We start from the raw sequence: 25,737 nt of genomic DNA on the forward strand, positions 1-25,737 counted from the left end.
TCCTTGCGTCTAGCGCAAGGAAGGGGGCCTTCATGTACCTGGGCGTGGATGCTGGGGCTTGGCCTTCACGGACTTCGGTGATCGTCACGCGCCCCATGTGCATCAGCAGTCACAAGGGTTGCGCGTGAAGGCCCCTCCCCTCGGCTCAGCCGAGGAAACTCGACCTTTCCCCAGTACATGAAGGACCCCATCCTTGCGCCTAGGTACAGGAAGGGGTCCTTCATGTACTCAGGAGGTCCGGCACCGGCGACGTCACGTGATCGACCGGACGACACACGTGATCGCCATCCGCGCACCGGCAGAACCCCACTAAGCGAGCGTGGCTGGTCCACGGATCGCCGGTCTCGCTCACCAAAGTGTATAACGACCTATACGGCATGGCGACGGCCTTGTTGCCGTAAAACGGCAACAAGGCCGAAAAGCTCAGGAAGCCCGCCACCCGCTCCACGAGTGAACGAGCGTGGTCACCACAGCGTGCGGGGGAGGCTGCGCCTCGTACTGCGGATACTTCTCCCGCAGCAGCCGCGCTGGCAGCGCCTGCTCGCCGGGATCGGTCAGCACCCGGGCGACACCGTCGGCCCGGGCCCACCACAGTCCGGACCAGTCCTCGTCGTAGTGGTCGACCAGAAAACTGACCGCCGGGTTCTCCGCGATGTTCTTCAGCCGCCGCAACGCCGTCGTGCTCTTGGGTTTGTGGTCGATCGCGAACGCCACCGAGTCGCCTTCGAGCACGAACGTCACCGGCACCACGTGGGGCACGCCGTCCGAACCCGTCGTCGCCAGCCTCGCTATCCGCTCGCCTTCGAACCGTGACCGGGCTTTGGCAGGCGTCATCCGCATGCCGTGACGGTACCTATCCCGAGCGGCGCACGCGGAGCACGTTGTCCGAACGCGTTCCCTGCTGGCCGTCCGGTCCCGGGAAGTCGCGGGTGATCAGCTCCTGTCGTTCCACGGTCCATTCGCCGTCGGCCAATGCGAGCGATTCGAGCACCTCGGCGGTGGTCGGGAAGTGGACGTCCTTGTGCGGCGGCTCTTCCATCCATGTCGGCCAGCCCGCGTGGCCCGCGACCACGAGCGTGCCGCCCGGCGCGACGGCTTCCGCGGCGCGGCGGAGTGCCTTGTCCCGCTCGCCGTCCTCCGCGACGGGGGAGTGGAAGAACTGTGCGGAGACGAGGTCGAACCGCCCTTCCGGGAACGACTTCGCCAGGTCGTGGCGCTCCCAGGCGATGCCATCGACTCCGGCCTCGGCCGCGTGTGCGGCGGCGCGCTGGAGTGCGACGTCCGAGATGTCGACGGCGGTGACCCGCCAGCCCTGCTGGGTGAGCCAGATGGCGTCGCCGCCCTCGCCGCAGCCGAGATCGAGTGCCGTTCCCGGCGTGAGCGCGGCGACCTCGTTCACCAGGATCGGGTTCGCCCTCCCGCTCCAGACCTGATCCTTGTCCCGGTAGAAGTCTTCCCAGAACTGCCGTGTGGAATCCATGACCGCAAGATGCCCCCGTCTCGGCGGGTTCCGCAAGTTCCGTTGCCGTTATGGCAAAGTCAGGAGCGTGCCCGCGTCGGCGTCGAGGGTGGCCGGCCCGCCGAGAGGGATGGTCGGCGACGCCGGGACGTGCCCGACACCGAAGTCCCAGGCGACCGGCACGCCGAGCGGGCCGAGGCGGTCGAGCATCAGGGCTCGGATCGTCTCCGGATCACCGCAGGACTTCCACGAGCCCAGCACGAACCCTCGAACGCCGTCGAGCCAGCCGGAACGCAGGAGCTGGGTCAGCATCCGGTCGATCCGGTAGGGGCTCTCGGTGACGTCCTCCAGCAGCACGAGCGCGTCACGCCCGGTTCCCTGCTCTGGTGTGCCGAGGCCTGACGTCAGGAGGGCGAGGTTGCCGCCGATGAGCGTCCCGGTCGCGGTGCCCGGCACCAGTGGCGACGCCGTCGGTGAGGCGATCAGCCGCACGCTCTCCGGCTCGAACAACGACAGCCGGAGGTGTTCGGCGGCCACCGCGTCGAACAGGGTGGTCGCGGGCATGGGGGAGAACAGCGTCTCCAGTCCCAAGTGGACGTTCACCGCCCGGTGCAGCGCCGTGACGTCGCTCGACCCGGCGAAGGTCTTGGGCCCGGCCGCCTTCAGCGCCGTCCAGTCGAGCAGGTCGAGCATCCGCTGCGAGCCGTAGCCGCCGCGGGCGGCGAGGACGCAGGTGACTCCAGGGTCCAGCCAGGCGCGGGTGAATTCGGCAGCCCGCGCCTCGTCGGACGCGGACAGATAACCGGCGGAGGTCGCGCGGACGCATTCGCCGACGTGGACGTCGACGCCCCAGCCGCGGAGCACCGGCAGCGCCTTCTCGACGAGGTCCGGCGGGACCGGCCCCGCCGGGGCGACCAAGGCGATCGTGTCACCCGGCCGCGTCTTCGGTGGCCTCACCGGCTCAGCCGGAGCTTCGGCACGCCGGGCGTCTCGAAACCGAGGATCTGACCGTAGAACGACAACTCCGCCTCGAGCGCGGCCACGATCGTCTCCGCCTTCCGGAAACCGTGCTGCTCGCCCTCGAACCTGAGGTAGGCGTGCTCGATGCCCCGCCCTTCGAGCCCGGCCACGAACCGGTCCGCCTGCTCTGGCGGGCAGATCTCGTCCTCCAGCCCCTGCAGGAACAGCAAAGGGCCGGCGAGGGTGCCCGCGTTGTTGATCGGCGACCGGTCCCGGTAGCGCTGTGCGGCCTCCGGCAGGGGACCGACCAGCCCGTCGAGGTAGCGGGACTCGAAGTCGTGCGTCTCGCCGCCGTCGCCGGTCCACTGGGTGAGGTCGAGGATCGGGTACATGACGGTGCCCGCGCGGTAGGTCGTGGTGGTGGTCAGCGAGGCGGCGGAGGTGTATCCGCCCGCGCTGCCGCCGCGGATGGCCAGCCTGTCGCCGTCGACCGTGCCTTCGGCGGCGAGCGCTTCGGCGACGGTGACACAGTCGGCGACGTCGACGACACCCCACTGTTCGCGCAGCCGCTCGCGATAAGCGCGTCCGTAGCCGGTCGAGCCGCCGTAGTTCACCGTGACGACGGCGATCCCGCGGCTGGTGAAGTAGGCGATCTCGTAGTCGAGCACCGCACTGTCCCGGCCGGTCGGCCCGCCGTGCGGGTACACGAGCAGCGGCGGCAGTTCCCCTTCCGGCGCGGCGAAGTCGGCGTTCGCAGGCAAGTAGACGAAGGCCGGGATCCGGTCACCCTCGTCGGTCTTGAAGATCCGTTCGACGGGCATCGAGAGGTAGGCGGGAGACGGCGGTTCGGGTGCCGAAGCGAGTTCGGTCACCGGGCCGCCGTCGAGACCGACTTTCACGACCGCACCTTCGCGCTTCGGCCCCGCCGCGACGCCGACGATGGCGCCTTCGTGGACGGCGAAACCGTTGGTGGACCACGCGGTCAGTTCGGCGGCGGCCTGCACCGGGGTCACTTCCCGCGTCGCTTCGTCGAGGACGGCGAGCCTGCCCGACGCGATGACGGCGTACCTGCCGTCGCCGAGCGGGGTGAACCAGCGCGTGCCGAGCTTCCACTGCGCGCCGCCGATCTCCTGTTCGGCCGGGGCGAGGTTCGTGATGCCACCGTCGAGCCCGACGCGGTGCAGGTTCCACCAGCCGTCCGGGTCGAGCAACGCCAGCAGGCTGTCCGCCGACTCCCATTCGACCTGGCAGACGGAGATGTCGGCCGCACCGGCGAGCACCTGGTGTGGCCCGAACGTGCCGTCCTCGTCGAGTTCGGCGACGCACAGTTCGGTGCCGTCCCAAGGCATCGCGGGGTGGTTCCAGCCGATCCACGCCGCGCGCGTGCCGTCGGGCGAAAGCTGCGGCGCGGTGAGGAAGTGATGGCTCGCCGCCAGAACCCGTTCGGGGCCGCCGTCGAGGGGAACGGCGAGGAGATCCCTGGCGATGTCGACGCGCCGGGGGCCGGTGCTGCGCTCGCGGACCAGCCACACTTCGCCGTCGAGGCCGGGCCGGAGGTCGCTGTAACGGATCTGGTGCCGGGCCGCCGGTTCCGGGGTCAACGGTGTCGTCTCGCCGGTGGTCAGGTCGCGGCGGTAGACGCGCTGATCGGCCCAGTGGGTGAAGACCAGGACGTCGCCGAGGACGAGCCAGGGACGGCCGCCGTATTCGTGGACCCGGTTCCGCACGCTCCAGGAAGCGGGAAGGACGTCTTCGACCGTGCCGTCGGCGCGGGACCGCACGAGGGTCACGCGGCCGCCTTCACCGGTTCTCGCTTCGGCCCACCAGACCTCGTTTCCCACGGTATCGAGCCATTGCGCGCTGACTCCCGAGGCCGCGACAGCGGCGGCCGACAGGGGAGACGTCCAGGTGCCGTAAGGGGCGATCTCAACCACGGTTGAAGACTAGGTTCGGCCCTTTGCCCGTGACGGCCCGGGGCGCGGCGGTTTCGCCCTGGGCTTAACCTTGGGGCGGCGGATGCCGATCATGGGGCCGTGGCCTAGGGTCAAAGGTGCCATGTCTCGCGTAATCCACGTCTTCCGCCAGCCCGACCGGTTCGTCGCAGGAACCGTCGGTGAGCCCGGCGACCGCACGTTCTACCTCCAGGCGTCCGAGGACGTCCGCACGATCAGTGTGACGATCGAAAAACAGCAGGTGGTGGTCTTGGCCGAGAGGCTCAGCTCGCTGCTGGAAGAGGTCGCCAGCCGGTTCGGAGCGGACGTACCGGACGACGCGCCCGAAGAGCTCCTCGACGTCGACCCCCTGACCGTTCCGGTGGAGGAGGAGTTCCGCGTCGGCACGATGGGACTCGGCTGGGACGCCGAGAGCAAGGCCGTCGTCATCGAGCTGCTCGCGATGACGGAGGGCGAGGTGGACGAAACGGTCGTTCTGGACGACACCGAAGAGGGGCCGGACGCCGTGCGCGTCTTCCTGAGTCCCGGCGCGGCGCGCGCGTTCGCGGAACGAGCGGACCGGGTGGTCAACGCCGGTCGCAAGCCGTGCCCGCTGTGCGCGGAACCGCTCGACCCGGCGGGCCACATCTGCCCGCGCCAGAACGGGTACCGGCGCGACGTCGACGTCCTCGAGGACTGACGAGGTGGAGGAGTCTTCGCGGGAGCTGGTGACGCGCGGCAAGATGGACGTCGAAGGCAGGCTCGTCGACGCCTCCAACGTCACGCTCTTCTGCACGATCGAACTCGACGGCGTCACCGGGAACGTCGTGTACAAGCCGGTTTCCGGTGAGCGGCCGCTGTGGGACTTCCCGGACGGGACGCTCGCGGGCCGTGAGGTCGCGACGGCCATGGTCGCCGACGCCTCCGGACTGGGCGCGATCCCGCCGACGGTCCTGCGCGACGGGCCGTTCGGGCCCGGCATGGTGCAGCTGTGGATCGAGACCACCGACGAGGAACTCGTCGACGTCCGGTCACCGGAGAACCTGCCGGAAGACTGGCGTGTCGTCCTCCACGCGCACGATCGCGACGGCGAACCGGCGGTACTCGCGCACGCGGACCGGCAGGGCATGCGGGAGCTGGCCGTGCTCGACATCGTGGTCAACAACACCGACCGCAAGGGCGGCCACGTGCTCGCCGGTGCCGACGGCCGGATCTACGGTGTGGATCACGGGATCTGCCTGCACACCGATCCGAAGCTGCGGACGGTGCTCTGGGGCTGGATCGGCGAGCGGCTGACCGATGCCGAGGTCGGCAAGCTTCGCGGGCTTCGCGAGCGGCTGGACGGGGAACTCGGGGACGCGCTCGGCGAGCACCTCACCGGTTTCGAGATCCGCGCGCTGGCCGAACGTACCGACCTGCTTCTGGCGGAGGGTGTCTTCCCCGAGCCCGGTGACGACTGGCGGGCCATCCCGTGGCCACTGTTCTGATCGACGACGAGGCGCGTGCGCGGCTGATCAGGCGATTCGGAGCGGGCGTCGCGACGTGGTGTGACGAACTGCCCGCGCTCGTGGCGCGGCTGTCGGCGCGGTGGGGGCTGACGGTCGTCGATGCGAAACCGGGCAACACCGGGCGGACTCTCATTTGTGTCGGGGACGATGGCGCCAAGAAGGTCCTCAAGCTGACCCCGGATCACACGATCGCCGAATCGGAAGCCGCCGCGTTGCGGGCGTGGGACGGCTGCTCGCGGGTCGTTCAGGTGCTCGATGCGGAACTCACCGCGGGGGCGATCCTGCTGGAGGGCATCGACCCTGGCACGGAGCTGCTGGAGGCGGGGGCGAACGTCCCGTGGGCCGAGGTCGGTGACCTGATGGCCCAGATCCACTCGGTGACCCCGCCGTCGGATTTCCCGCCGCTGGAAGACCGTGTCGTGTTCATGTACCGGCTCGCCGAGCGCGGGCTGCGCGGCTCGGTGGCCGAGGCCACGCTCTCGCTGGAGACTCTCGATCGCGCGCGGCTGCGGGCGCTCGAACTCGCGGCCGGCGGAGGAGGGCACGCGATCGTGCACGGGGACCTGCATCCGGGCAATGTCCTCGACGGTGGGCCCGGACGGGGAGCGGTCGCGATCGACCCGCGGCCGAGTGTCGGCGACCCGTCCTTCGATCTGGCCGACTGGGTCACGTTGCCGATGCGTGACGGCGGAACGCTCGAAGACGGCCTCGACGCGATCGCGCCGCATCTGCCGGGTTTCGATGCCGGACGAGTGCGCGCGTGGTGTGCCGCGCTCGCGCCGCTGTTCGTGATGCGCCCGCTGGAGCGGGGCGAGCGGACTCCGTTCGTCGACGCGATGCTGCTCATGGCCTCCTGACCGGCGTGGCGGGAAGACGGAGCCCCCGTGCCCCGATAGCGTCGTCGGCCGTGCGCTCCCATTCGTACGACGACGTGCTGTCCGGCCCGCGCAAGCGGAAGATCCCCGAGGTGCCCGCGGAGCCGGGGCTCGTGGTCGAAGACCCGGCCAGTGGCTACTGCGGTGCCGTGGTGAAGATCGAGTACGGCAATGTCGTCCTCGAAGACCGGCACGGAAAGCACCGTGTGTTCCCGCTGAATCCCGCGGGTTTCCTGCTCGAAGGCAAACCGGTCACGCTGGTGCCGTCGAAGGCGGCCCCGCAAACCCCGGCACGGAGGATCTCCGCGTCCGGGTCGGTCCAGGTCCAAGGGCTCAAGGCGCGGGTCGCCCGCGATTCACGCATCTGGGTGGAGGGCAAGCACGACGCCGAACTCGTCGAACGGGTCTGGGGTCACGACCTGCGGGTCGAAGGCGTAGTGGTCGAACCACTCGATGGGGTGGATGTGCTGTCCGACCGCATCGACGAGTTCGGGACCGGCCCCGGCCGCCGTCTCGGGGTGCTGGTCGACCATCTGGTAGCGGGCAGCAAGGAGTCGCGGATCGTCGACGCGATCCGCGACGAGAACGTGCTGATCACCGGGCATCCGTACATCGACATCTGGGAGGCCGTGAAGCCGTCGGTCGTCGGCATCCGCGCCTGGCCGAAGATCCCGCGCGGCACGGAGTGGAAACAGGGCGTCTGCGACGTGCTGGGCTGGGGCGAGCCGTGGGAGGGCTGGCAGCGGATCCTGGCGGCGGTCGGCAGCTACCGGGATCTGGAAACACCGCTGATCGGAGCGGTGGAACGGCTCATCGACTTCGTCTCGGACCCGGGCGAAGAGTCCTGAATGTCTGGTTTGCGTGAGGTCACTCAAGGTCACGCGTCGGTCACGTCGGATTCGCTTCCCCGGTATGAGTCGGCGCGATCTGGGAGCATGAACGCATGACAGGCGCGCTCATCTGGCTGATCGCCGGCATCCTCTTGATCATCGCCGAGCTGCTCTCGGGTGATCTGTTCCTGCTCATGGTCGGTGTCGGAGCTCTGTTCGGGGCGGGTTCGGCCGCCTTGACCGGGAACCCGTTCATCGACGTCGCGGTGTTCGCCGTCGCCTCGGTCGGGATGCTCGTCCTCGTCCGGCCGACCCTCAAACGCCGGTTCCTCGCGGGGCCGGACATCAAGACCAACACCGAAGCGCTGATCGGCGCGCGGGCGATAGTAGTGTCCACAGTGGACGGCGATACTGGCCAGGTGAAGCTGGCAGGCGACGTCTGGTCGGCACGGTGCATGACCGACGGGGAACCGATCGCCCCGGGGACATCGGTGACGGTCGTCGAGATCTCGGGCGCCACGGCGGTCGTCTCGGCCGAGCTGTGAGCCGGACGGCCGCACCGCAACAGGTTTCTACGTAAGGGGAAGGTAGTTGTCAGAGACAGTGGTGTTCATCGTCGTCGGACTGCTCGCGTTGTTCGTGGTCGTCGTGGTGGTCAAGGCGATCATGGTGGTGCCGCAGGCGCAGTCCGCTGTGATCGAACGACTGGGCCGGTTCCGGACGGTGGCTTCTCCCGGCCTGACGTTTCTGGTGCCCTTCCTGGACAAGGTCCGGGCGCGGATCGACCTCCGCGAGCAGGTAGTCTCGTTCCCGCCCCAGCCCGTGATCACCGAGGACAACCTGACGGTGTCCATCGACACGGTCGTGTACTTCCAGGTCACGGACTCGCGTGCCGCGGTCTACGAGATCTCGAACTACATCGTCGGTGTCGAGCAGCTGACCACCACGACGCTGCGTAACGTCGTCGGTGGCATGAGCCTGGAACAGACGCTGACCTCGCGTGACTCGATCAACAGCCAGCTGCGCGGCGTGCTCGACGAGGCCACCGGCCGCTGGGGCATCCGCGTCGCCAGGGTCGAGCTGAAGGCGATCGACCCGCCGCCCTCCATCCAGGACTCGATGGAGAAGCAGATGCGCGCCGACCGTGAGAAGCGCGCGATGATCCTGACCGCCGAAGGTCAGCGCGAATCGGCGATCAAGACCGCGGAAGGCCAGAAGCAGAGCCAGATCCTCGCGGCCGAAGGTGCCAAGCAGGCCGCGATCCTGGGCGCGGAGGCCGAGCGGCAGTCGCGGATCCTGCGCGCGCAAGGTGAACGTGCCGCCCGGTACCTGCAGGCGCAGGGTCAGGCGAAGGCCATCGAAAAGGTCTTCGCGGCGATCAAGGCCGGGCGTCCCACGCCCGAGGTCCTGGCGTACCAGTACCTGCAGACTCTGCCGCAGCTGGCGCAGGGCGACGCGAACAAGGTCTGGATGATCCCGAGCGACTACGGCAAGGCCCTGGAGGGCTTCGCCCGCGCGCTCGGCGCACCCGGCGACGACGGCGTGTTCCGCTACGAGCCGCCGAAGGAAGAGCCGGTCGAGAAGCCGGACCTGGAGGACGAAGAGGTCCAGGGCTGGTTCGACACCTCCAGCGACCCGAAGGTCGCCGAGGCCGTCGCGGCCGCGGAAGCCGTGGCGCGCAAGGAGGTTCCGGCGCTGGGTGTCGCGACGCCGCGACAGGAGCCGCCCGCTCCGCGTCAGGTCCCCAAGGCCGCTCCCGAGCCGGAGGCCGCTCCGGAGCCGCCGCAGGCCCCGCCGCCCACCCGGTTGCCGCAGGCGCAGCCGCCCGCCGGTCCGCAGGGTGGCCCGTACCAGGGGCCGCCGTCGCAGGGGCCGGGCAGTGGCCCGTTCCCGCAGCAGGGGCCGTTCGGCGGTCCGCAGGGTGGTCCGCCGCCGCAGCGCTGAGTCTCTCTTCGAAGTACATGAAGGCCCCCTTCCTTGCGCTAGACGCAAGGAAGGGGGCCTTCATGTACTTCGCGTGAACGCTGGACCTTCACCGCGGTCGAGGTTGCAGGGTGACTTTCATGGACCGATCGATTCTTGCGGTACAAGACTTCCTCGACGAACCGCGCCTGCCTGCCAGCGTCGCCACCACCACCGGCCGCGGTAATCCGGCATTGGCGATGATGTGGTTCGTGGCCGAGGAGGGCCGGTTGTGGTTTCACCCCCCGGTGTCCGACGGTCAGCCGTCGCCGTTCTTGGCCGCGGCCCGCGACAATCGCGAGGTCGCTGTCATGATCGCGACCTTCGACCCACCCGACGGTGTCCGTCAGGTCCGCACGAACGGTCCCGCGAGACTGGAAGTCAAAGATGTGTCCCGGATCCGACGTATCTACGAGCGCTACATTCCAGCCTGGTCGACGGACTGGGCGGATCATGCGGCGGCGCCCGGCGCGCGCCTGTGGTCCATGTCCCCTGACCGGGGTATGGCCGTGGCCTACCCCGGTCTCGAGAACCGTCCTGTCTTCCGCTGGTCGAGCGCGGCGGAAATACCGTTCAACTCCTGAGGAACTCGAGCGTCCGGTACTCGTCGACCACCGAGGTGAGCTCGGCGATACGAGCCTGCCCGGCGTCGATGAGCCGTTGCCCCGCCCGTGACCACTGTTCGAGATCGGGTGACATCGGCGGGATCTCGGCCAGGATCTCGGCGCTTTCCGCGAGGCTGAGCCCGACCCGCTGGGCGGCGACCGCGAGCCGGATCCGGCAGATGGCGTCGATCGTGAACCGGCGTGCGTTGCCCGCGGTCCGCTCCGCGGTGATGACGCGGTAGCGCTCGTAGTACCGGACGGCGTTCGCCGAGACCCCGGCTTTGCTCGCGACCTCGCTGACGGTCAGGTGGGCATCGAGTGGGGACAGTGTCGACGTCGTCATGCTGCGCTCCGTACCGTGGTGGGTTCCGTCGCCGGGGCGGGCCGTGTCCGCAGCCTGACCACCAGGGCGAGCACCATGATCGCGAGGACTCCGACGAGAGTCAGACGATACGCGTCGACGACCTCCCCGGTGAGCGCCGAACCTGGATCGCGCAGCGCGGCGAGACCCTGCCCGGCGGTGGCGGACGCGATCAGCCCGGTGAACACCGCGCTCACCACCGCGGTGCCGACCGCGCTCGCGATGGTGCTGGCCAAGGGGAGGATCGCCGAACCGGATGCGAGATCCGGCCCCCGCAGCTCGCGGCCGGCGCTCACGATGGTGGGCATCATGATCGCTCCGGTGCCCGCTCCCTGGAGCACGCCCAACAACCCCAGCGCTAGGTACGAAGTGTCCGGCGTGAGGACGAGCGCCGTCAGAGCGGTCGAGACGATCGCCAGGCTCAGTCCCGTTCCGACGACGATCCTCGGACCGAAGCGTTCCAGGACGCGGGCGGCGAACTGGATGGTGATGCCCATCCCGATCGCTCCGGGGACCATCATCAGCGCGCTGGTCAGGGCCGAGTCGCCGCGCATCACCTGAATGTAGGCGGGCATCAGCAGCATCGAACCGAAGTAGGGCGCGGCGTACAGGACGAGGACGGCCGTGTTGCGGCCGAAGGTCCGGTCACGCAGGAGCCGGACGTTCAGCAGCGGCGCGTGATGCCCCCACGACCTCCGCATGAACACGGCCATCAGCACCAGCCCTGCGGCGACGATGGCCGACCGGGCGTCCATGCCGAGCGTTTCTTCGCTGAAGCCGTACGCCACCGCCACCACGCCGGGGACGAGCAGCAGGCCACCGGCGAAATCGATCGGAGCGCGGTCCGCCGACGGGATGTCGGCGGGCACCCAGCGCAGCACGCCCACGACGGCGAGCAGAGCGGGGGGAACGGTGATGAAGAACAGTGCTCGCCACGACAGGCTGTCCAGCAGGATTCCGCCGAGCATCGGGCCGAGGATCGGCCCGATCAGCAAGGGAAGACCGGTGATCGCGGTCATCCGGCTGCGGCGTTCCGGAGCCACCGTGCCGAAGCCGATGGTCATGCCCAAGGGATTGATCAGGCCGCCGGCGAGACCCTGCACCGCTCGTGCGGCGATCAGCCAGCCCAGATCGCCGGCGGCTCCGGCGGCCGCGGACGACACCGCGAACACGAGCAGCGCGGCCAGATACACCCGGCGTGCTCCCCACCGCTGCGCGAAGGTCGCGGCGAGCGGCATCGCCGCGACCATGCCGAGGGCGTAGGCGGTCACGATCCACTGGATCATGGTGAGCGACGCGGAGAAGGTCGTCATGAACCGCGGCAGCGCGACGGCGACGATCGTGGTGTCGAGAACGGCCATCAAGCCGCCGAGCGCGATCACCGCCGCGATACGCAGTTCTTGTGCGGTCAGGCGGTTCATGCCGCACTCACCTGATCCGCGACGCGTCCGGCGCGCAGGGTGCGGGCCCACCAGGTCAGTTCGGTCATCGTCGCGGCCAGCGCGCCGCGTTCGCCTTCGGTGCCCTCGTAGCCGTTCGGTCCGAGCCGGGTCCACGGCGCGTTCAGCAGGACCGCGTCGCGGATCGTGGTCGCCCGCAGTTCGGGGAAGATCAGCCGCAGCTGCTCGATCGCGCGGATGCCGCCCGAACCCGCGCCGTAGCCGACGAACCCGACGGGCTTGTACGCCCATTCCGTGAAGTGCCAGTCGATCGCGTTCTTCAGAGCGGCCGGGAAACTGTGGTTGTACTCCGGGGTGACGACGAGGTAGGCGTCGGCCGCGCTCAGCCTGTCGCTGATCACCGTTCGGGTGCCGCCGGGGCGCGTTCCCTGCAGTGGGAGATCGACGTCGGCGAGGTCGATCGGGTCGACCTCCAGGCCGTCGATCGCGGCGAGTTCGGTCAGCAGCCAGCCGGTGATGGCGTCGGCGAAGCGTTCGTGGCGGACACTGCCGATGATCACGGCGAGGCGAACGGGGGACTGGGCGGTGGTTTCTTTGCTCATGACGAAGACGCTAAAAGTTCGTCCATAGGCGAACTCAAGCCGTTGCGTCCCTGATCACGAACCCTGGACCTCTATTTAGGTAGAGGTTGTACGGCTGCCGGTGTGGTATGTCTTGCGGTCATGGACCGCCTCGATGATGACCCGGATGACCTGGCGAAATGGGGGCTGCACTGCTTTTGCCTCGGCGCGCGGAGCACTCCGCATCACGTCGTGAAGATGGACGACAACGGCCGGCTTCTCTATCGTGCGCGCCTGGGCGTCAGTCGTACGGAACTGCGGCACCAGGGAATCGACCCGCTGGACAGCCAGATCGCACTGCTGCGGGCGTACCACCTCCTCGCGGTCGAAGATGATCGGCTGGTGACCACGTTTCCCGTGCTCGGTTCCCGCGAGACGGCCGCATTGCGCGCCCGGATGGCCGCCCTCGCTGACGTGGTCGCGCCGGAAATCGCCGCCGACGTCTCCGCTTTCACCGGCGTTCTGGCCGGTCGGGGACTGGTTCACTGTGCCTACGGAGTGCTCTTCGGATACGTGATCGATGGTCTCGTCTGGGACCTTCTCCGGTCGGACGGCTTGCTTCCTTCCGGAGAGCTGAGTGCCGAACGTCCTTATTGGAATGGTGCCTTTTGGGCGGTTTACCCGCCGCGTGAGGGGGCCATTGGTACGAATGAAGTCAAGGAGGCAGGGGCCGGGTTGACGATGGTCTGGACGGACCCGACCGTCGAGGCCTTGAATCGGCTGACCGAGTCTCCGGCGCTGCGTCCGGCTTTGCGCGCGGCCGGTCGCGGCGATCTTCCGCGCGCGACTCTCGTGGCGGACGAAGGGCATGCATGGACGGTCGTCGGCGACGGCGCATGGCCGACGATTCCGCTCATCAGGCGGCGGGAAGCCGATCCCATCCACGCGATTGGTCACCGGATCGCGGCGAAGGTCGTCTCGGGGCTGCAGCGGGATATGCCGACGGCAGGCGTGGTCGTGGCCGCCCACGAGCTGATCTGGGATCTCATGGATGCCTTGGAAGCGGCCGGAATCGTCCGGCGACCGGCGGTGTTCGGCGATTCACAGGCGCCTGTGAATGCCCTTGGCGCCCAGATGTTCCTTGTCGTCGACGATGGCGCGAGTTGACATGTAGGAAATCTCCTACGTATGTTCTCGGTATGAACATCGACCGCATCCAGTTCCTCACCGTGCCGGTCTCCGATCAGGCGAAGGCGCGAGACTTCTACGTCGGCAAGCTGGGCTTCGACCTGCTGGTCGACGTCAGTGGCCCGCACGGTCCGTTCGTCATGGCCGGCCCGAAGGGCGCGGACACCGGTATCGTCCTCGTGGACCGCGCCGTCGCCGATTTGGACCCTGACACACGCGTGCACTTCCAGCTCAGCACCACGGACGTCGATGCCGACATCGCGGAGCTCCGTACTCGAGGTGTCGATGTCGGCGACGCGGAAGAAATGCCATGGGGTCGCGTGACCTCCCTGAAAGACCCCGACGGCAACGCGATGGGACTGCTCGAACCCTCGGGTTACGGGAACTGGCCGCGCTAGTGCCGGTCAACGACGACGTTTTCGCCGCGCTCGCCAACCCGGCCCGCCGTGAGGTTCTCGGCATCCTCCTCGACGGCCCACGAGCGGCGGGTGAGATCGCCGAACGGTTCGACATGCGGCGGCCGAGCCTGTCGGAACATCTTCGGGTGCTGCGTGAAGCCGGGCTCGTCCGTGAAGAGAGGCAGGGCCGGAATCGCGTCTACTCTCTTGAGGCCGCTCCGCTGCAAGAGGTATCCGACTGGCTTTCGCCGTACGAGCGGTACTGGCGCGGCAAACTGGGCAACCTGCGCGAACTGCTGGACGAGGAGGACTTCTGAACGACGAGGATCCGACGGCCGTGCACGTCGACCAGTTCCTGGCGCATCCGCCGCGCAAGGTGTGGCGCGCGCTGACCGAACCGCGGCTGCTCGAACGCTGGCTTCGCATGCCGAACGACATCAAACCCGTTGTGGGACACCGGTTCGAACTGCTCGCCGACCCGGTGCCCGCCGCCGGTTTCGCGGGCGGCCCGGTCGCCTGCGAGGTGCTGGCCGCGGAGCCGGAGCGGTTGCTCAGCATCAGCTGGGGTCCCGAGTGGACGGTGACATGGCGGCTGGAACCCGAAGGCCGTGGGACTCGGCTGTTCCTCAGCCACGAGGGCTTCGACCCCGACGACGAGTTCTCGCGGATGTCACGCCGGATCATGGGTGGTGGCTGGCGCACCGGAGTCCCGAAGGCGCTGGCGCGCGTATTGGACGAGATGCAGGACGAGTAAAAGCCGACGTGTATCGGTCGGTATCGCTCCGCACCCCTCGACAACGGGTCTAGGATCCCCGCTGTGACGGACGAGAAACCGCTCCGAGCCGATGCCCGCCGTAACCGCACGCGGGTGTTGGAGGCCGCGGAGCGCGTCTTCACGGCCAAAGGCACCAGCGCGCCGACCGAAGAAGTCGCCCGCGAAGCAGGCGTCGGGGTCGGCACCGTGTTCCGGCACTTTCCGACAAAAGAAGCGCTTCTGGAGGCAGTGCTCTTCGCGCGTCTTCACCGCTTCGTCGATGAAGCGGAGGCCACGGTCGCCGTCGAGTCACCCGACCCTGGCGCCACGTTCTTCGGATTCCTGACCGGCTGGATCGAGATGGCGGGTGCCAAGAACGCCTATTTCGAAGCGCTGTCGGCGGCCGGGGTCACCGTCCCGTCGGCCGCGTCGGTCATCGGCGTGCGGCTCAAGGACGCACTCGGCGTCCTGCTCGGCAGGGCACAGGACACCGGCGACGTCCGCAAGGACATCGGCGTCGACGAACTGATCGCGGTGATCATCGGAACGGCGAAAGCGGCGGAGCATGCCGGGCCCGAGTTCCGGGCCCGGACGATCTGCGTCCTCTTCGACGGGCTTCGGCCGCGTCAGGCGTAGGGCTCCATCGTCGGTCGCTTCGGCGCGAGCGCGTCGCCCGAAGACTCCCCGCGCAGCCTGCGTTTGATCCACGGGACAGCGTGCTCCTTGCCCCACTGGAGGTTCTCGGTGCGCCGCGCCTGTGGGCTCAGCAGCGGTCGCGGTCCGAGTTCGGCGGGCGTCAGCTTGTGCGGTTCGCCGAGAGCGTCGAGGACGGCGATGGCGATCTCGTTGTGCCCCAACGCGTTCAGGTGCAAGCGGTCGGGAGCCCACAGCCGCCTGTCCCGCAGCTGCCGCATCGCCCACATGTCCACCAGCAGTGCCCCGTGCCGCGCCGCGATGCCGCGGACGTGCTCGTTGTAGATCGCGACCCGACCGCGGATCCTGCGGAACAACGCGTCCTCGACCCCGTCGACACCGGTGAAGAGGATGACCCGCGCGCCCGTGGCGACCACCTTGCCGACCGCGGCGTCGTAGTCGCCGATGAGGGCGTCGATGTCGACCTTCGGCCGCATCAGGTCGTTGCCGCCGGCGTACAGCGTCACGAGATCCGGGTTCAGCGCGAGCGCCGGGTCGAGCTGCTCCGCGAGGACCTGCCCGAGAAGTTTGCCGCGGATCGCGAGATTCGCGTAACGGAAGTCCTGGTGGTTCGCCGCGAGGGTGCTCGCGACGCGGTCTGCCCAGCCCCGGACGCCGTTGGGCGACGACGGGTCTTCGTCGCCGACACCCTCGGTGAAGGAGTCTCCGAGACTGACTAAGCGCTTGCTCATACAAGGATGCTACCCAGACCTGTGCGCTGGGTCCGGCAGCCCCCTGTGACACGGGGGTGGGGCCTACGCGACGCTGACGGGAAGGGCGAGCAGGCCCCTGTTGCGGAACGACGGCCGCCATCGGAGGCGGTCGTGGGGGACCGCCAAGGCCAGCTCGGAGTACCGATCGAACAGCGCGGCGAGGCCGACCTCGATCTCGATCCGTGCCAGTGGCGCGCCGAGGCAGTAGTGCGGTCCGTGCCCGAATCCGAGGTGCGGGTTGTCCTCCCGGCGCGGATCGAGGACGTCCGGGTCGGCGAAGCGGCCGGGGTCGCGGTCGGCGGAGGCCAACGACAGCATCACCGTGTCGCCGGCGGGGACGGTGATCCCGCCGATGGTGACGTCGACGGTGGCGAAGCGGCGGATGGCCAGCTGCGACGGAGAGCAGAACCGCACCAATTCGTCCACAGTGGATGGCAGGAGCGCGCGTTCCTCGCGCAGCCGCGCGAGAAGCTGCGGCCGCGCCAGAAGCGCGGCGAGGCCGTTGCCGATCTGGTGCACCACGTTCTCGTAGCCGGCTCCGAGGACGAGGAACAGCGCGCTGATCAGCTCCGCTTCGGACATCCGGCCCTCGACGTCACGTTCGTCGATCAACGCGCTGATGAGGTCCTCACCGGGGTCCGCGCGTTTCGCCGCGGCCAGCTCCAGCAGGTACCGCCACAGGGACTTCACCGCGAGGCCGACGTCGTCGGCGCTGGTGGGGGCCAGCATCCGATCGGTCCAGGAGCGGAAGTCGGGGCGGCCCGCGGGAGGAATCCCGAGCAGTTCACAGATCACGGTGATCGGCAGCGGCGCGGCGAACGCCTCGATCAAGTCCACCTCGCCGGTGTCCGGGAGGGCGGCGAGCAGGCCGTCGGCGATCTCGCGGATGCGGGGTCGCAGGCCCTCGACACGGGCACGGGTGAATCCGCGTCGGAGGATCGGCCGCAGGCGGGAGTGATCGGGCGCGTCCATGTTGAGCAGGTTCGCGTCCAGTTCCGGCGGCAGGTCGAAACCTCGGTAGCCGGTGCCCGCGTTTCGCTTGTCGAGTGACAGGCGCGGGTCCGCGAGCGCGGCTCGGACGTCGTCGTACCGCGTCACGAGCCATACCGGGGAGCCGTCGGGCGTGATCGCGCGGTGCACAGGTTTTTCGGAACGAAGGACGGTGTAGGCGGCGTCCGGGTCATCGAGGAACCGGGCGTCGAACTGAACGAGGTCGTCGTCGGGCACGGCGGCTCGATCCCCCCTGTCGATTCACTGCCGACTTCCGATCATAGAGATCTCGAGTTCGCAGCGCAGGCGTGCACAACCCCTGTCGCACCGCCCACAGCACCCGATAGGTTCTTGTCGTCAACTGGGGTGGCATGGCTTCGCCGTGCCTGCACAAGGAGTTCTTTCGAGCATGTCTCGTACTTTGACGCGGCGTGCCGCCGTCGTGGGTGTCACCGCTGTCCTGCTCGGTGCGTTCGGTGGTGTCGCGAACGCGGCTGATCCGGCCGTCCTGGTCGCGACCGGCAAGTATCCGGAGGCCGTCGCGATCAGCCCGGACGGCCGGAAAGCCTTTGTCACCAGCCCGGCGGACGGGACCGTGACCGTCGTCGACACCGTGACCAACAAGGCCACCAACACGATCGCGGTGCAGCGAGGCCCGTTCGAAGTCGCGTTCACCCCCGATGGGGCCAAGGCCTACGTCGCCAACGCGTACTCGAACGCCGTCTCGGTGATCGACACGGCGTCGGAGACGATGGTCGGCTCCGTGTTCGGTGGCGACTATCCGACGTCGCTCGCCATTTCACGGGACGGAACCCGCGTGTACGTGGCCGGGAGGGAAGCCGTCCACGTCATCGACACCGCCACGGACACCGAGGTCGCCGCCGTCAAACTCGAAACCACGGCCTACGCCCTCGCCACTTCGCCGGACGGCGAGAAGGTCTGGGCGGCGACGGAGTCCGGCGAGCTCACCGCGATCGACACCGCCACCAACACCGTCGTCGACGCCGTCAAGACCGGTTCGAGCGGCGACGTCGCGCTTTCCCCGGACGGAACGCGCGCTTATCAGAACGGCGGCACCTCGCTGGTGGTGGTCGACCTGGTCGCCCGCGAAGTCGTCACGCGCGTACCGGGTCTGCAGAACGGCTATCTGCTCGCGATCAGTCCGGACGGAAGCCGGGTCTACGCGGGCAGCCGGGCGAGCGACACGACGCAGGGCACGCTGGCCGAGTTCGACACGAGCACGAACACGCTGACCCGCAAGCTGCCCGCGGGCGCCTACCCGTACGGCGTCGCGGTCACCCCGGACGGCACACACGCTTACGTGGTGCTCGCCGGGCAGGCGGCCGTCGCGTACATCGACCTGCGGAGCTGAAGTTGATCGACTCCGCCACCTCTTGAGGCAGAAAGGGGATTCGACCTTCCGGCACGCGGGTACTCGCTGAGATCCACAAGGCACCGAGCGCGAGGAGGATGCCGCATGCGGCGGACGGACCTGGAGACCGTGGACGTGCTGGGTGTCGCCTTCCCCAAACCGTCACGGACGCTGGGGCGGGTCGCCCGTGGGCTGGCCGGGCTGGCATTTCTGCCGCTGGAGGGAATCCCCGGACGCGGACCGCGGCGGGCGGTCTGGTCGTGTCCCGGCAGGTTCTACATCGAGACGCACGGCGTGAAAGGGCGGGACGGCGCCCGCGTCGCCCGGCGGGTGGAACGAGCGTTGACGGAAATCCCCGGCGTGCGATGGGCGCAGGTGAACGCGCCGACATCGCGAGTCGTCGTCGCGGTCGGGGATCCCGGACCCCGGCGCCTGGAACTGATCCGCGCGGTCGAACGAGCAGAGGCGGAGCCAGCTTCCGAAGCCGAGCGGGTCGAGGAGGACGAACTGCACCATCCGGCGGACGGCACCACGGCGACCCGGCTGCCGTCCACACTCGCCGCGGACGCCGCGGGACTGATGCTGTCGGTGGCTTCGAAGATCATGCCGTGGGCTCCGTTGCCGACGGAGGTCGCGGCGCTGGCGTCACTCGTCGACCTGCACCCACGGCTGCGTGCCTTGGCGGACCGGAAGCTGCGCGGGCGGGAAAGGGCGGATTCGGCCACTTCCATCGGTGCGGCGCTGGTCCACGGACTCGCCGCCCGCAGCGAGGGGACGGTCCTGGACATCATGGTCCGCGGCACCCAATGGCGGGAGGCCAAAGCGCACCAGCGGGCCTGGTGCGAGGCTGAGCCAAGGCTGGTCGGGCAGCGCGAGCACGCCGGCGCGGACTCGGTGGTGACCGAACGACCGTGGCCGCTGCCGGAAAGTGCCGCTGATCGTCACGCACGCCGGTCCATCGCCGCCGGGGCCGCGGCCGCCGCGGCGACCCTGCCGTTCGTCGGGCCGAGGCGCGCCACCGCGGTCGGGATCTCTGCGTTGCCCAAGGCCCCGTCCAACGGCGCCGCCGCCTTCTCCGCCCAGCTGGGCCAGGTCCTCGCCAGGCGCGGCGCGCTGGTGATGGACCGGTCCGTGCTGCGCGGGCTCGACCTGCTCGACACGGTCGTCATCGACACCACGGCGCTCGGCGCGGGGGCGAACGTCCTCAGCGATCTGGTCCCCTTGCCCGGGGGCGACCCGGTGGACCTGACGGCTGCCGCTTTCGCCCTGTTCGATCCGGAGAAACCCGAGGTGGTCCGGCGGGACGGCAAGTGGACGCTCGGCCCGGTCGAGGACCTGGACGGTGGCGAAGGATTCCCCGGACGGCAGCGGATGCTGGAGCAGGGCGCCCACCTGGTGCTCGGGCTGGTCCGTGACGGGAAGCCGGCGGGACTGCTCGCCGTCGCGCAGGAGCGCTCACCCGACGTGGACGCGTTGGCATCGGCCGCCGAGGCCGCCGGAGTGCGGGTGGTCCAGACCGACGGTGAGGTCGTGCTCGACGCCGTCCGCGAACTCCAGGCGTGCGGGCGTGTGGTCATGCTGGTCTCCGATGATCGCCGGGCGCTGGGGGCGTCCGACTGCGGGGTCGGCGTGCACGAGGACGGGACCCCGCCGCCGTGGGGCGCCCATGTGCTGATCGGCCGCGACATCGGCACGGCCGTCCTGCTCGTCGAGGCGATCACCGCCGCCAAGGCGGTAGTCCGGGACTCGACGATGCTCGCGACCGCGGCGAGCGGAATCGGTGGCGTGACCGCGCTCAGCGCCCGCCGCAGGCCTGCCGCGAGCGGCCTGCGCGCGGTGAACGCCGGGGCGCTCATGGCTTTCGGTGACGGGATCTGGCGCGCCCGCACACTCACCGGCGAGCGGATGGCCCCTTCCTCGGGCCGAGTCGCGCCGCCGTGGCACTTGATGCCGGTGGACCTCGTGCTCGACCGGCTCGGTTCGGGCCCGCGCGGTCTGGGCGAGCGCGAGGCCCGGCGGCGGGCGCCCGCCGATCGTCCGGGCGGCGAAGGCAACGCCGGGACGAGCATCGCGAAGGCGTTCATGGCCGAGCTCGCCAACCCGCTGACCCCGGTACTGGCCGGTGGCGCGGCGGTTTCGGCCGCGGTGGGCTCTCCGGTCGACGCCGCGCTGGTCGCCGGGATCGTCGGGGTGTCCGCGTTGATCGGCAGCGTGCAGCAGGTGCACACCGACCGTGCGCTCGCCGGGCTCTTCGAACGGTCCGCGACGGTGACCACCGTCGTACGCGATGGCGCCGAGCGGCAGATCGTCGCCGACGCGCTGGTGCGGGGTGATGTCGTGTCGCTGCGGTCCGGCGACGTCGTCCCCGCGGACTGCCGGGTGCTGGAAGCGACCGGTGCGGAGCTGGACGAGTCCTCGCTGACAGGGGAGTCTTTGCCGGTGCCGAAGACCCCGGCGCCGGTCGTGGCCGCGGAACTCGCCGAGCGGGCGTCGATGCTGTACGAGGGCACCACGGTCGCCGCGGGCAAGGTGTCCGCCGTCGTCGTGGCGACCGGGGACGAGACCGAGGTCGGACGCGGGATGGCCGCCGCACGAGGCGCCGCCCCCGAGACCGGCGTCGAAGCACGGCTCGCGTCGCTGACCAAACAGGCCTTGCCGGTCGCGGTCGGCTCGGCGGCCGCCGTCGCGGGCGCCGGCCTCATTCGTGGCGTGCCGCTGCGGCAAAGTGTCGGGGCGGCGGTGAACCTCGCGGTCGCGTCGGTGCCGGAAGGCCTGCCGTTCCTGGTGAACGCGGCCCAGCTGGCGGCCGCCCGCAGGCTCGCCGAACACGGCGCGCTCGTCCGTAATCCGCGCACCATCGAAGCGCTCGGGCGGGTCGACGTCCTCTGTTTCGACAAGACCGGCACACTCACCGAAGGCAAGCTCAGCGTCGACCGGATCGACGACGGCAGGACCACAGCCTCGGTGAGCCGGCTGCGGAAGACTCACCGGGCGGTGCTGGCCGCGGCCGTCCGCGCGACGCCTCGGGCGGAGAACCCCGAGGAACTGCCGCATCACACGGATCAAGCCGTGCTCGAAGGCGGCATCACCGCGGGCGTGGACGCCGGCGGCTGGGAGAAGACGGGCGCCGTCCCGTTCGAGCCGTCGCGGGGATTCCACGCGACCAACGGGAAACTCGGCGAACGGCACGTGGTGTGCGTCAAGGGCGCACCGGAGACCGTCCTACCGCTGTGCACCCGGCACGGCGATCGGCCGATGAGTGCGAGCGTCCGGAACAGGCTGGAGAAGCGGGCCGGCCGCCTGGCCGCCGCCGGCCACCGCGTCCTCGCCGTCGCCGAGCGCACGGTGTCCACAAAGGACCTTTCCGAGGACGACGTCGCCGATCTCCGGTTGCTCGGCTTCGTCGCCTTGGCGGATCCGGTGCGGGACAGTGCCGCGCCGGCGGCCGATCGGCTGCGCGAGGCCGGAGTGCGCACCGTGATGATCACCGGCGATCATCCGGCCACCGGTGAGGCCGTTTCGGAGGAGATCACCGGCCGCAACGGCGACACCAAGGTGCTCACCGGCGCGAGGATCGAGGAACTCGCCGACGAAGAGCTCGATCGGGAACTCGCCGACGTCGACGTGATCGCGCGGTGCAGCCCGGCGCAGAAGGTCCGGATCATCCAGGCGTACCAGCGCGGCGGCCGGGTCGTGGCGATGACCGGCGACGGTGCCAACGACGCCCCGGCCATCCGGCTGGCGGACGTCGGGATCGCGCTCGGTCAGCGGGGCACGGCCGCGGCGAGGGCGGCCGCGGACCTCGTGGTGACCGACGACCGGCTGGAGACGATCGTCGCCGCGCTGGTGGAAGGACGGGCGATGTGGGCGTCGGTCCGCGAAGCGCTCGGCATCCTGCTCGGCGGGAACCTGGGCGAGATCGCCTTCACCGTGCTCGGCTCGGTCGTCACCGGGCGCTCGCCGCTCACCGCCCGCCAGTTGCTGCTGATGAACCTCCTCACCGACCTGGCGCCCGCCCTGGCGATCGCGTTGAGCAGGCCGGATGGCGAGTCCGTGCCGGAGTTGCTGCGCGAGGGGCCCAGCGCGTCGCTCGGGAGCGCCCTCCGGCGCGACATCACCACGCGCGCGGTCACCACGACCTTGGGAGCGTCCACCGCGTGGACCCTCGCGAGGCTGACCGGCAGGCGACGGCGCGCGAGCACGATCGCGCTCGTGTCCCTGATCGGCACCCAGCTCGGGCAGACGCTGGCCGTCGGCGGCCGGGACGGCACCGTCCTCGCCGCGGGCCTGGGCTCCGCCGCCCTGCTGGCGATCCTGGTCCAGACCCCCGGGGTCAGCCGGTTCTTCGGCTGCACGCCGCTCGGGCCGGTCGGCTGGGGGATCGCACTCGGCAGCGCCGGTACGGCGACCGTCGGCGCCCTGCTCCTCGGACCTCGGGGGTTCGAGCCTTCGTCGTAACTCGCGTGATTGAAGCCGTAACTCGCGTGTCTGGGGCCGTATCAGCGAGTTACGGCTCTGATCACGCGAGTTACGGCTTCCGGCACAGCTCTCGGCATCTTGACAGGCTTCGGCGTCGTTCATACATTCATACAGGCGTTGTCAAAGTGTATGAATGACGCTGGGAGTTGGTCGTATGCGACTCGGCAAGACCGCCGTCGTCCTCGGTGGCAGCGCCGCCGGACTCTGCACCGCGGGCGCGCTCGCCCCGTACTTCGACCGCGTGCTGGTGCTCGAACGCGACGAGCTCCCGGCCGAGGCCGAACACCGGCGCGGGGTACCGCAGAGCAAACATCCGCATTTCCTCCTGAACTCCGGCCGTCGTGCGATAGGGGAGCTGTTCCCGGGTTTCGAGGACGACCTCATCGCCGCCGGCGGACTGCATCTCATGCCGTCCATGGACGCCGCCTACCTCGATGGGAAGGGCTGGTCGGCGCGGAAACGCAGCGCGATGACGATGATCTACAGCTCCCGGATCCTCATCGAGCGCGTGCTCCGGGACAAGGTCCGCGGGCTGTCCAACGTCGTGATCCGTGAGGGCGTCGCGGTCAGCGGGCTGACGACCAGGGACGGCGCGGTCACGGGCGTCGGCTTCTCCACGCGTGACGGCGAGGAACACCTCGACGCCGACTTCGTGGTGGACGCGATGGGCCGCGGCTCGTCGGTCGGCGCGTGGCTGGTGGCGGCAGGCTGGCCGGAACCCGAAGTGCGGACCCTCGACGCCAAGGTCACCTACACCTCACGCTGGTACGACCTGCCGTCCCCCGAAGAGCGCCCACCGTCCTGGTGGTGGCGCCATCTGGTGATCATGCCGACCCCCGACAAGGGCCCGCATCCGGACGAGCACGAGTTCCTGGTGAACTTCTTCCCGATCGAGGGCAACCGGGTCATCGCGTGCATGGGCTCGTGGGGCCTCGAGATGCCGCGCACCACCGAGGCGTTCGTCGAGTCGGCCCGCCGGGTGCGGGCGCCGCTGTTCGCGGCCGCGATGGACCGCTCCACCCCGACCTCCGAGGTCCACCTCACCCGGTCGACCGGTAACAAATGGCGGCGCTACGACCGGCTCCGCACCCCGCCGGAACGGCTGGCGTTCGTCGGCGACTCGATCTGCGCGTTCAACCCGTTCTACGCGCAGGGCATCAGTTCCGCCGCCGGTTCGGCGCTGCTGTTGCGCGAGCACCTTTCCCGCGCCGAGCGTCTCGGCACCGGGTTCTCCGCACGATTCCTCGCCGCCCAGCGGAAGCTGCTCAACGTGCCGTGGAGCCTGGCGATGGCGAGGGATCAGGGCTACGCCTGCGCGGTCGGCACCGAAAAGGCGCCCGAGTGGCGGCGACGGCTGCTCGAAGCCGTGTCCGGTCCGGCGTTCCGGCTCATCGTCGGCGCCGCCCGCGAAGACGACGTGGTCGACGAGCATTTCGCGAAGGTGTTCAACCTCGACGAGTCGCTGCGCGACATGATGACGAACCCGAGGGTGATCGCGGGGCTCGTGCGCTACCGCATCCGCGCGGCGCTCGGGCGGCACCGGATCCCGTTCGACTTCGACGCCCGTGCCGAGCCACCGGTCACGGACTATTCACCCGGAGGTGGCGCCGCCGAACCGGCGGTCACCCGATGAGCGCCGTATGCGGAGCGGACGCGGAAGCCGTCACCCTGGGTCTCGGCTTCGACTGTCACGACGTGTCCGCCTGGCTTTCGGTCCGTCCACCGTGGACAGTGGGGCACTGGACGATGCCGCTGCTGGAACTGCTCGTCGTCGGTGGAGCGGTGTTCGCGCTGGTGCACGCCATCCGCCGCCACCGCCAGGGCGACTCGGCCAATCTGGCGCTGTGGTGCGCTTCGCTGGTCTACCTCTTCGTCATCGAACCGCCCCTGTACTTCCCGGAATGGTTCGGCCTCGAGCGGCAGTACGGATTCATCTTCGCCCACAACCGGTTCACCGTGCAGTTCATGTGGGACCGGCTGCCGCTCTACATCGTGGCGTTCTATCCGATGATCAGCCAGCTCGCCTACGAACTCGTCCGGTCTCTCGGGATCTTCCGTGCGCGGGGCGCACTGGCCGGATCGGTGGCGGTCGCCTTCGCCTGCCAGGTGTTCTACGAGGTCTTCGACCACCTCGGTCCTCAGCTGAAGTGGTGGGCCTGGAACGGGAACAACCGGATCGTCAACCACCCGGCGCTGGATTCCGTGCCGATGACCAGCATGCTGCTCTTCGCCTCGGTGTCGATGGGTGCCATGACCTATCTGGTGGTGCGGCTCGCCGGTGGTTCGAGGCGCGGGTGGTCGCTCGTGGCGCGCATCGTGGTGGCCGGTGTCCTCACCCCACTGAGCATGGTGATCGCCGGGCTCCCGTCGAGCCTTTTCGTCGGCGATGTGACCGCGCAGGCGTGGATTCTCGCCGTCGAGCTGGCGCTGCTGTGGGTCGCGGGAATCTGGATTTTCGTCCGGTATCGGGGCGCCGCAGAACCTTTGACGCCTTTCGCTCGGTTCTACCCAGCCGTCTACCTGGGTGCGATGGCCGTGTTCTGGCTCGGCGCCGTTATCGAGAACGGCATCACGCTGGGGAGCGGCCTGTACGTACTGGCATGCTTCGTGGCTGCGGGCCTGATGCTCACCGCGCTGTACCGCGTGCGCCGCGCGGCCCCTGCCACCGTCTGAGATTCTCCGTTCGGGGAAGATGAGGC

General features: G+C 69.4%; 25 protein-coding genes. 16 read left to right on the forward strand and 9 right to left on the reverse strand.

Annotated elements, in window-relative coordinates; genetic code table 11:
* Window positions 1-423: 423 nt before the first annotated feature.
* From ACFVM3_RS16385 to ACFVM3_RS16400, 4 genes are read right to left on the reverse strand one after another with little or no spacing between them, the layout of a single operon-like run.
* Window positions 424-840 (reverse strand): TIGR03668 family PPOX class F420-dependent oxidoreductase, encoded by a 417-nt coding sequence (locus ACFVM3_RS16385; protein ID WP_378439460.1) that lies wholly within the window; start codon window positions 838-840, stop codon window positions 424-426.
* Window positions 841-853: 13 nt separating this feature from the next.
* Window positions 854-1,480: a class I SAM-dependent methyltransferase gene (locus ACFVM3_RS16390; RefSeq protein WP_378439462.1), complete on the reverse strand. Its 627-nt coding sequence runs from the start codon at window positions 1,478-1,480 to the stop codon at window positions 854-856.
* A gap of 48 nt (window positions 1,481-1,528) precedes the next feature.
* Window positions 1,529-2,416, reverse strand: a complete 888-nt coding sequence (locus ACFVM3_RS16395; protein WP_378439464.1) for an LD-carboxypeptidase — start codon at window positions 2,414-2,416, stop codon at window positions 1,529-1,531.
* Window positions 2,413-4,353: a S9 family peptidase gene (locus ACFVM3_RS16400; protein WP_378439466.1), complete on the reverse strand. Its 1,941-nt coding sequence runs from the start codon at window positions 4,351-4,353 to the stop codon at window positions 2,413-2,415. Before ACFVM3_RS16400 ends, ACFVM3_RS16395 begins: the two co-directional genes overlap by 4 nt.
* 121 nt (window positions 4,354-4,474) lie before the next feature.
* Between ACFVM3_RS16400 and ACFVM3_RS16405 the strand changes: the two genes are divergently transcribed.
* The 7 genes from ACFVM3_RS16405 (at window position 4,475) to ACFVM3_RS16435 (ending at window position 10,109) form a co-directional block, all read left to right on the forward strand.
* Window positions 4,475-5,050 carry a DUF3090 domain-containing protein gene (locus ACFVM3_RS16405; protein ID WP_378439468.1) on the forward strand — a complete coding sequence of 192 codons (576 nt, stop codon included), beginning with the start codon at window positions 4,475-4,477 and terminating at the stop codon, window positions 5,048-5,050.
* Between the two features lie 4 nt (window positions 5,051-5,054).
* Window positions 5,055-5,837 (forward strand): SCO1664 family protein, encoded by a 783-nt coding sequence (locus tag ACFVM3_RS16410; protein WP_378439469.1) that lies wholly within the window; start codon window positions 5,055-5,057, stop codon window positions 5,835-5,837.
* A complete protein-coding gene (locus ACFVM3_RS16415; protein WP_378439471.1) occupies window positions 5,822-6,715 on the forward strand; it encodes an aminoglycoside phosphotransferase family protein in 894 nt (297 codons plus the stop codon). Before ACFVM3_RS16410 ends, ACFVM3_RS16415 begins: the two co-directional genes overlap by 16 nt.
* A gap of 50 nt (window positions 6,716-6,765) precedes the next feature.
* Entirely contained in the window at window positions 6,766-7,581 is an 816-nt protein-coding gene (locus ACFVM3_RS16420) for a DUF3097 domain-containing protein (RefSeq protein ID WP_378439473.1), read from the forward strand.
* Between the two features lie 95 nt (window positions 7,582-7,676).
* Entirely contained in the window at window positions 7,677-8,108 is a 432-nt protein-coding gene (locus ACFVM3_RS16425) for an NfeD family protein (RefSeq protein ID WP_378439475.1), read from the forward strand.
* A gap of 58 nt (window positions 8,109-8,166) precedes the next feature.
* Window positions 8,167-9,507: an SPFH domain-containing protein gene (locus ACFVM3_RS16430; RefSeq protein WP_378439600.1), complete on the forward strand. Its 1,341-nt coding sequence runs from the start codon at window positions 8,167-8,169 to the stop codon at window positions 9,505-9,507.
* Between the two features lie 119 nt (window positions 9,508-9,626).
* Complete coding sequence (locus ACFVM3_RS16435; RefSeq protein ID WP_378439477.1) at window positions 9,627-10,109, forward strand: pyridoxamine 5'-phosphate oxidase family protein; 483 nt, start codon at window positions 9,627-9,629, stop codon at window positions 10,107-10,109.
* On the opposite strand, the gene ACFVM3_RS16440 is transcribed toward ACFVM3_RS16435, so the two are convergent.
* From ACFVM3_RS16440 to ACFVM3_RS16450, 3 genes are read right to left on the reverse strand one after another with little or no spacing between them, the layout of a single operon-like run.
* The gene (locus tag ACFVM3_RS16440; RefSeq protein ID WP_378439478.1) at window positions 10,099-10,473 is read right to left on the reverse strand and encodes a MerR family transcriptional regulator; all 375 of its coding nucleotides are present in this window, start codon (window positions 10,471-10,473) and stop codon (window positions 10,099-10,101) included. The two genes, ACFVM3_RS16435 and ACFVM3_RS16440, sit on opposite strands and share 11 nt — an antisense overlap.
* Window positions 10,470-11,912 carry a DHA2 family efflux MFS transporter permease subunit gene (locus ACFVM3_RS16445; RefSeq protein WP_378439480.1) on the reverse strand — a complete coding sequence of 481 codons (1,443 nt, stop codon included), beginning with the start codon at window positions 11,910-11,912 and terminating at the stop codon, window positions 10,470-10,472. Before ACFVM3_RS16445 ends, ACFVM3_RS16440 begins: the two co-directional genes overlap by 4 nt.
* A complete protein-coding gene (locus tag ACFVM3_RS16450) occupies window positions 11,909-12,493 on the reverse strand; it encodes an NADPH-dependent FMN reductase (protein WP_378439482.1) in 585 nt (194 codons plus the stop codon). Before ACFVM3_RS16450 ends, ACFVM3_RS16445 begins: the two co-directional genes overlap by 4 nt.
* 120 nt (window positions 12,494-12,613) lie before the next feature.
* On the opposite strand from ACFVM3_RS16450, the gene ACFVM3_RS16455 reads away from it, so the two are divergent.
* From ACFVM3_RS16455 to ACFVM3_RS16475, 5 genes are all read left to right on the forward strand, one after another.
* On the forward strand, window positions 12,614-13,618 hold the full coding sequence (locus tag ACFVM3_RS16455) for a hypothetical protein (protein WP_378439484.1): 1,005 nt from the start codon (window positions 12,614-12,616) through the stop codon (window positions 13,616-13,618).
* A 32-nt stretch (window positions 13,619-13,650) separates the two neighbouring features.
* A complete protein-coding gene (locus ACFVM3_RS16460) occupies window positions 13,651-14,037 on the forward strand; it encodes a VOC family protein (RefSeq protein ID WP_378439486.1) in 387 nt (128 codons plus the stop codon).
* A complete protein-coding gene (locus tag ACFVM3_RS16465; RefSeq protein WP_007034535.1) occupies window positions 14,037-14,354 on the forward strand; it encodes a metalloregulator ArsR/SmtB family transcription factor in 318 nt (105 codons plus the stop codon). Before ACFVM3_RS16460 ends, ACFVM3_RS16465 begins: the two co-directional genes overlap by 1 nt.
* A gap of 20 nt (window positions 14,355-14,374) precedes the next feature.
* Complete coding sequence (locus tag ACFVM3_RS16470; RefSeq protein ID WP_378439489.1) at window positions 14,375-14,791, forward strand: SRPBCC domain-containing protein; 417 nt, start codon at window positions 14,375-14,377, stop codon at window positions 14,789-14,791.
* 63 nt (window positions 14,792-14,854) lie between these two features.
* Complete coding sequence (locus ACFVM3_RS16475) at window positions 14,855-15,427, forward strand: TetR/AcrR family transcriptional regulator (RefSeq protein WP_378439491.1); 573 nt, start codon at window positions 14,855-14,857, stop codon at window positions 15,425-15,427.
* On the opposite strand, the gene ACFVM3_RS16480 is transcribed toward ACFVM3_RS16475, so the two are convergent.
* Both ACFVM3_RS16480 and ACFVM3_RS16485 read right to left on the reverse strand, forming a co-directional pair.
* On the reverse strand, window positions 15,418-16,176 hold the full coding sequence (locus ACFVM3_RS16480) for an SGNH/GDSL hydrolase family protein (protein WP_378439493.1): 759 nt from the start codon (window positions 16,174-16,176) through the stop codon (window positions 15,418-15,420). The two genes, ACFVM3_RS16475 and ACFVM3_RS16480, sit on opposite strands and share 10 nt — an antisense overlap.
* A gap of 63 nt (window positions 16,177-16,239) precedes the next feature.
* Window positions 16,240-17,424 carry a cytochrome P450 gene (locus ACFVM3_RS16485; protein ID WP_378439495.1) on the reverse strand — a complete coding sequence of 395 codons (1,185 nt, stop codon included), beginning with the start codon at window positions 17,422-17,424 and terminating at the stop codon, window positions 16,240-16,242.
* A 172-nt stretch (window positions 17,425-17,596) separates the two neighbouring features.
* Here ACFVM3_RS16485 and ACFVM3_RS16490 point away from each other — a divergent pair, with 172 nt between their 5' ends.
* The 4 genes from ACFVM3_RS16490 to ACFVM3_RS16505 all read left to right on the forward strand — a co-directional run bounded on the left by ACFVM3_RS16490 (window position 17,597) and on the right by ACFVM3_RS16505 (window position 25,711).
* On the forward strand, window positions 17,597-18,559 hold the full coding sequence (locus ACFVM3_RS16490; protein WP_378439497.1) for a YncE family protein: 963 nt from the start codon (window positions 17,597-17,599) through the stop codon (window positions 18,557-18,559).
* A 105-nt stretch (window positions 18,560-18,664) separates the two neighbouring features.
* Window positions 18,665-23,017: an HAD-IC family P-type ATPase gene (locus ACFVM3_RS16495; protein WP_378439499.1), complete on the forward strand. Its 4,353-nt coding sequence runs from the start codon at window positions 18,665-18,667 to the stop codon at window positions 23,015-23,017.
* Between the two features lie 175 nt (window positions 23,018-23,192).
* The gene (locus tag ACFVM3_RS16500) at window positions 23,193-24,671 is read left to right on the forward strand and encodes an FAD-dependent oxidoreductase (RefSeq protein ID WP_378439500.1); all 1,479 of its coding nucleotides are present in this window, start codon (window positions 23,193-23,195) and stop codon (window positions 24,669-24,671) included.
* Window positions 24,668-25,711 (forward strand): hypothetical protein, encoded by a 1,044-nt coding sequence (locus tag ACFVM3_RS16505; protein WP_378439502.1) that lies wholly within the window; start codon window positions 24,668-24,670, stop codon window positions 25,709-25,711. The genes ACFVM3_RS16500 and ACFVM3_RS16505 overlap by 4 nt, the downstream gene beginning before the upstream one ends.
* Window positions 25,712-25,737: the final 26 nt, after the last annotated feature.

This window comes from Amycolatopsis sp. NPDC057786, from assembly GCF_042797905.1.
Classification (GTDB): Bacteria; Actinomycetota; Actinomycetes; order Mycobacteriales; family Pseudonocardiaceae; genus Amycolatopsis.